The sequence below is a fragment of the Carnobacterium sp. genome, from assembly GCF_040274945.1.
Lineage (GTDB): Bacteria > Bacillota > Bacilli > Lactobacillales > Carnobacteriaceae > Carnobacterium_B.
Map to the genome: position 1 here is coordinate 131,927 of NZ_JBEMAR010000009.1, position 6,754 is coordinate 138,680.

Sequence of the window (6,754 nt, forward strand, 5' to 3'; positions counted from 1 at the left end):
TTTATACTCTACTTTTTGTTCTTCTTGAATTTAATTCTGGGCGTTTAACTTTTACTTCTGCATGTAATTCATCATTTGACATTTCAGAAACACTTCCTATCACTGACCAGCCTAAATCAGTGATAAATCGTTCATCTTTGACTGATTTATCCATAAATTCTAATAAGAAGCTAATAGTGATTCCTAGAGCTAATCCAATTAGTAAACCAATCATTAAATTAAATAAATTGTTTGGTGAAATTTGATTCATATTAGGTACAGCCTCAGAAATAATTGTAACATTTTCAACATTCATAATATTTCCAATTTCTTTTTGAAAAGTTTCTGCAACAGCGTTTGAAATTTCTGCAGCTTTTTGAGGAATCTCGTCTGTTACAGTTAGTGAAAAAACCTGAGAATTTTCTTGTGTTGTAATTTCAATTTTATTTGATAATTCAGATGTTGAAAATTTAGTTTTCAAGTTTTCTCGGACTTTATCTAAAATAACTGGCCCTTTAATAATATCTTTATATGTATTAATCATCTGCACATTTGTATTTATATCTGTAAGTTGCATTCCTTCTGCAGATTCAGTTGTTCGATTAACCAATATTTGTGTTGTAGCGTTGTACTGTGGTGTTGCAATAAAAAAAGTAAAGATCGCTGTTACTATTAAACCAACAAGACCTAGACTAACAATTACTGATAAACGTTTTTTCAATGTGCTAAAAAAATCTGATAAACTAACTTCTTCTTTCATGTTTTCCTCCTACATATAACCTTTTATTAGACTTTGTATCTTAACAACTTTAGATAGTATACCATAACTGATTTATCTGTGAACTAATTTTCCAAATTTTTATTAATAATAGTTTGATTTTTTTTAATAATCATTTTCATAGTCGTACTATTATTAATGTATATTTACTCTAAAAAAAATAAAGAGCTCATTTAAGCTCTCTATTTTTATCCTTTACTATCCAATTCCTTACTTAATTGAATAATGTATTTCTTTAAATTATCTTTAACTTCTTTGTGTTCAAGACCATATTCAATATTGGTCATCATATAACCAAACTTATCTCCAACATCATAACGTTTCCCTTTAAATTCGTGAGCTAATACTTGTTGAGTTTTATTTAGTGTCTCAATGGCATCTGTTAATTGAATTTCATTTCCAGCGCCAGGTTCTTGATTTTCTAATATTTCAAAAATTTCAGGCGTTAGTAGATAACGACCAATAATCGCTAAATCACTAGGAGCATCATCTGGTTTTGGTTTTTCAACAAAGTGATTAACTTTATATAAATCTTTAGAAACTTCTCCATCAATATCGACAATTCCATACTTAGATGTGTCTTTATGTGGAACACGCATTGTAGCCAACACTGAAGATTGAGTTTCATCGTAATGGTTCATTAATTGTTTCGTCAATGGAATTTCATCAACCATCAAGTCGTCACCAAGCAATACAATAAAGGGTTCATTTCCTACAAAACTTTTACCATGTAAAACCGCATCTCCTAAACCTTTAGGATAAGACTGACGCACAAAATGCAATTTAATCTTTGTAGTACTTTCAACTAATTTTAATAATTCGAACTTTTCTTTTTCTTGTAGATTTTGTTCTAATTCAAAGTTAGAATCAAAATGATCTTCAATTGATCGTTTGCTTCTTCCAGTAACGATTAAAATTTCTTCAATTCCTGAATCAATTGCTTCTTCAATAATAAACTGAATTGTTGGTTTATCTACAATTGGCAGCATTTCCTTTGCAGTAGCTTTTGTAGCTGGTAAAAAACGAGTACCTAAACCAGCTGCCGGAATAATAGCTTTTCTTACTTTTGACATATTCATTACCTCCATTATTATATTCCCATCAATTACTAGTCTGTATGGAACAAATCTCTCGTATAAACTTTTTCTTGTACATCCATTAATTCTTCAGCTAGTCGATTTGAAACAATCACATCTGAAACTTTTTTAAATTCTTCAAAATCAGGAATTACTTTTGAATTGTAGAATGTATCCTCTTTTAAAACAGGTTCATAAACTACTACTTCGATTCCTCTTGCCTTGATACGCTTCATAATCCCTTGTATAGATGAAGCTCTAAAGTTATCTGAATCTGTTTTCATAGTCAAGCGATAGATTCCGACTATTCTTGGATTGCGTTTTAAGATCATATTTGCTACATGATCTTTACGTGTGCGGTTTGCATCTACAATCGCACCAATAATATTATTTGGTACATCTTCATAGTTAGCAAGTAGTTGTTTAGTGTCTTTTGGTAAGCAATACCCACCATATCCGAATGAAGGATTGTTATAATGTGTCCCAATTCTTGGATCTAAACCTACACCTTCAACGATTGATTTTGTATCTAATCCTCTAACTTCTGCATACGTATCTAATTCATTAAAATAAGCTACACGCAAGGCTAAGTAAGTATTTGAAAACAACTTAACTGCTTCTGCTTCTGTCGAATTCATGAATAAAACGTCAATATTTTCTTTAATTGCTGCATCTACTAATAAATTTGCATAAGCTTTAGCTTCTTCTGTCTGTTCACCTACAATAATGCGCGATGGATAAAGATTATCATAAAGCGCTTTTCCTTCACGCAAAAATTCTGGAGCAAAAATAATGTTGTCTACACCATACTTTTCTCTTGTTTCTTTAGTATAGCCTACTGGTACAGTTGATTTTATAATCATTGTAGCTTCCGAATTATATTCTAAGACATCTTCAATTACACTTTCTACGGTAGAAGTATCAAAGTAATTTTTTTTATCATCATAGTTAGTAGGTGTGGCAATGATAACATACTTAGCATCTTTGTACGCATTTTTTTTATCCATTGTGGCAGTTAAATTCAATTTTTTTGTTGATAAATATTCTTCAATTTCTTTGTCTACTATGGGCGATTTTTTATTGTTTATTAGTTCAACTTTTTCTTCAATAATTTCTAATGCTGTAACTTCATTTTGTTGCGCCAATAGAACCGCATTGGATAATCCAACATAACCAGTTCCAACTACTGTAATTTTCAAATTGATTACTCCTTTAAATTTTATAATTAAACCATTTAAATTCAAACTAACACACTAATAATAGCAGATTGCTGGTACAAAAACAATCAGTCCGTATTTTACTGAGAATTCTTTTTATTAGATAAACTAGTTAATAAGAAAGACACTATGAAGTGTTCATAGTGTCTTTCTTATTAATTTAATTCCAATTGTTCTTTCAATAATTCAGTAACTCTACTCATCTCACCATCGGAAACGATACCGTAGTAAATTCCATCAATAGTTGTACCCTCAGCTACAAGTTGCTCTTGTTGGATATTTCCAGCAGCTGAACGATAATTATTAAATATTTTTACCATATCGTCAAATTCAAGATTCGTTTGCATATTATTTTCTAATGAACCTAAAATATCTTGATAATTTGAAATAGTAGATAATGAAGCTACTTTTTCAACAGTTGCTTGTATAATTTGTCTTTGTCTTTCTTGGCGGCCATTATCTCCAGCAGGATCTTCATAACGCATTCTAGAATAAGCAAGTGCAGCTTTCCCATCTAAGGAAGCAGAAACACCCTCTGTAAAATTATAACCCTCCGAAGAGAATGTTAGTGGACTAGTTACTTGCACTCCCCCTACAGCGTTAACGACATCCTGAAGGCCTTGCATATTAACTTCAACATAGTAATCAATTGGTATATTTAACATGTTTTGAACCGTATTCACTGACATAGCTGTTCCACCAAATGCATAGGCATGGTTGATTTTATCAGTTGTTCCATGACCAACAATTTCAGTACGTGTGTCACGAGGAATGCTGACAATTGTAGTTTTATCTGTATTAGGATTCACTGTCATAACCATCATCGTGTCTGAACGACCTTGCTCAGTTCTACCCAAATCTCCAGTATCTACACCTAACAAAAGAATAGAAAATGGGTCTTTCTTGCTGATATCAACTGAGCCATCTCGTACATCTTCTGTTTCAACATCTTTATAAATCTTTTCAGTTGTACCAGCTACATCACTATAAATTTTACAGATAAACAAACCTAGTGCAATAAATAATACTAATACAATTATCAGAAAAATTTTCAAACCTTTTCCTTTTTTTCTTTTTTTCTTTCTTGGACTTTCTCTCATTTCAGATCTTGATTGTGACATTCTTTCACCCTTTTCTTGACAGTCATTATAAACAGTCATAGTAGTTATATGTACTTTTCTTTTTTATTGTACCAGTAGAATAATATTTTGCAATTACATTTTTTAAATTTCATAGAGAAAGGGTAATTTCGAATTTAATTCGAAATTACCCTTTCAAGTCTTTTTTAATTAGTTAAAGATTTTTTATCTACCCAGCCTAAAGTAACACCATCTAATGAAATTAAAACATATTTACCATTTCCCGTTTCTTTAATAACATTCACCTTTTTCCCAATAAAATTATTGGTCTTTGCAATCGTTTGATATCCTTTATTTCCCCATGGCTTAGTATCAATTGAAAAGGCTGATTTTGCTACAACCGCACTATATGAAACATCTTTAGATAAAGGAATAGCAACATCTACTGTATACATTTGTATCGCTTTTCTATCTACCCAGCCTAGTGATTGTCCGTTTACTTCAATTAAAACATAAGATCCTTTTTGTTGTGTTACTTTAACAGGATTTCCAACATAATCTGTAGTTTTTCCAATGGTTTGGTACCCAGTAGTTCCCCATGGTTTCGTATCAATTGAATAAGCGTTTTTTAAAACAATTCCAGTATATGAAACTGCTTGTGATCCGGTAATATCTGTTGTAACCTCATATGACTTCAAAGCTTTTTGATCTACCCATCCTATTGCTTCTCCATTAACCGAAATCAGTACATAACTACCTTTTTTTCTGATGACATCAACTTCCGTACCTATATAATCAGTGGTTTTAGCAATCGTTTGGTACCCAACTGTTCCCCATGGCATTGTATCAATTGAGTATGACGTTTTATCAACAACTGCTTTATAATTAACCGGTTGAGATGAAGCAACTTCTGTTACAACTCCATAGGTTTTTAAAGCTTTTTTGTCTACCCAACCTAATAACTTTCCATCATGAGAAATTAAAACATATTGACTATTATTTGTTTCTTTTACTACTTTAATTGTTCTACCTAAATAATCGGAAGTATGGTTAAGTGTGTGGTAACCATTTGTACCCCATGGTTTAGTATCAATTGAATATCCCGTTTCGTTAATAATTGCTTCATATGAAGTAGTGTGTGAAGCTGGAATATTTACTTCAACATCAAAAGTAGATATAGCTTTGCTATCAACCCATCCTAGCAATTCACCATTCAATGAAATCAATGAATAAGTTCCATTTTTAGCTTCTTTTACAACTTCTATTTCTTGTCCAACATAATCTGTAGTTTTAGCTAAAGTTTGATATCCAGAAATTCCCCATGGTAGCGTATCGATTGAGTAACCTGATTTAGAAATTTTTGCTTTATAACTAACAGGTACTGAGGATGATACATCTCCTATTTTCGTAGAGATTTCTAACGCTGTTTTATCTACCCACCCCAATACACTTCCATTATAAGTTACCAAAGCATATTTTCCATTTGAAGTTTCTTTTGTAACTTTTACTTCCGAACCTAAATAAGTATTTGTTTTGTCTAACGTTTGGTATCCAGTGGTACCCCAAGGTCTAGAATCTATTGTATAACCGCTTAAAGATATTAATGCATTATATGAAACATTAACTGTATCTTTCAAATCTGAATCAACAATATAAGAATCATATTGAGTTAAATTATACTGCTCGATGATGTTATTAACTTTAACGTTATATTGCGTATCAGTAGCATACGTTCCAGTAAGGTACTTAGTTGCATCTTTATATGAATTTGTATTTTTAACCCATGTTTTAGAATAAAAATTAGGCGAACCAGTTAAACCAGTTCTCAGTAAATCAGCATAGTCCATCATTGACTCATAATAAGAAGGATAATCTCTGAAATTAGCAGTAATATTTATAATCCCGCCATTGACATCTTCCCAAGTTCCCATCGGAATCGTTTGACCATTATATGATCCTTTAATTCCAAATAAATTGTAATACGGCGGGGATGCAAGTAAACTTTTTCCAAATGCACTTTCATGTGCAGCCTGTGCAATCATGACAGATGCATACAATTGATCTTTACCATATGCATTTGCTATTTCTACAGCATATGGTGTTATAAAATCTATGAATTCTTGATTTGTCTTAAAAGGTCGAGGCTGCGCTTGATTATTTCCTTTATTATCAGCTAAATATTTTTCATAAGCTGCTTTAGTCACATTAATTTTTTGTCCTATACTAATTACATTCACGTTTTTGATTTGAGGGTTCCAATCTACTAATTGTGCTAATGATATGCCAAATGAACTTGCGATGGCTCCAGAAAAATCTCCAGACTTAACTGTATATACACCATTTACAGCTGTACGTGTAGCTGTGGTACTAGCCATAGAAAATGTTTGTATCATTCTATTAGTTTTAGGTATTTCTTTTTCAGATGCAATTTCTTTTACGTTACTTGGAATTTTTGCTGGTTCTTCTGCCACTGGTGCCAGTTCTTCGCTTTCGCTTGGTGCTTCTTCTACTGGTGTTGATTCTTCCTCTTCACTTGGTACTTCTGTTGGTGCTTCTTCTACTGGCGTTGCTTCTTCCTCTTCACTTGGTACTTCTGTTGGTGCTTCTTCTACTGGCGTTGCTTCT

The 6,754-nt window shown here is 32.0% G+C and carries 5 protein-coding genes; all 5 read right to left on the minus strand.

What is annotated here, in order from left to right; genetic code table 11:
• Position 1: 1 nt before the first annotated feature.
• Positions 2 to 739 (minus strand): YveK family protein, encoded by a 738-nt coding sequence (locus ABS916_RS10670; RefSeq protein ID WP_350451881.1) that lies wholly within the window; start codon positions 737 to 739, stop codon positions 2 to 4.
• A 206-nt stretch (positions 740 to 945) separates the two neighbouring features.
• Complete coding sequence (galU, locus tag ABS916_RS10675; protein ID WP_350451882.1) at positions 946 to 1,830, minus strand: UTP--glucose-1-phosphate uridylyltransferase GalU; 885 nt, start codon at positions 1,828 to 1,830, stop codon at positions 946 to 948.
• A gap of 35 nt (positions 1,831 to 1,865) precedes the next feature.
• Entirely contained in the window at positions 1,866 to 3,032 is a 1,167-nt protein-coding gene (locus tag ABS916_RS10680) for a nucleotide sugar dehydrogenase (RefSeq protein WP_350451883.1), read from the minus strand.
• Between the two features lie 173 nt (positions 3,033 to 3,205).
• The gene (locus ABS916_RS10685; protein ID WP_350451884.1) at positions 3,206 to 4,171 is read right to left on the minus strand and encodes an LCP family glycopolymer transferase; all 966 of its coding nucleotides are present in this window, start codon (positions 4,169 to 4,171) and stop codon (positions 3,206 to 3,208) included.
• 164 nt (positions 4,172 to 4,335) lie between these two features.
• Positions 4,336 to 6,754 (minus strand): GW dipeptide domain-containing protein (locus ABS916_RS10690; RefSeq protein WP_350451885.1); only part of this gene is annotated, 2,419 nt, incomplete at its 5' end.

Bases quoted from the DNA above. Each gene is read 5' to 3' on its own strand.
- ABS916_RS10670 (WP_350451881.1), bottom strand. From the start codon at position 739: ATGAAAGAAGAAGTTAGTTTATCAGATTTTTTTAGCACATTGAAAAAA.
- galU (WP_350451882.1), bottom strand. From the start codon at position 1,830: ATGTCAAAAGTAAGAAAAGCTATTATTCCGGCAGCTGGTTTAGGTACT.
- ABS916_RS10685 (WP_350451884.1), bottom strand. From the start codon at position 4,171: ATGTCACAATCAAGATCTGAAATGAGAGAAAGTCCAAGAAAGAAAAAA.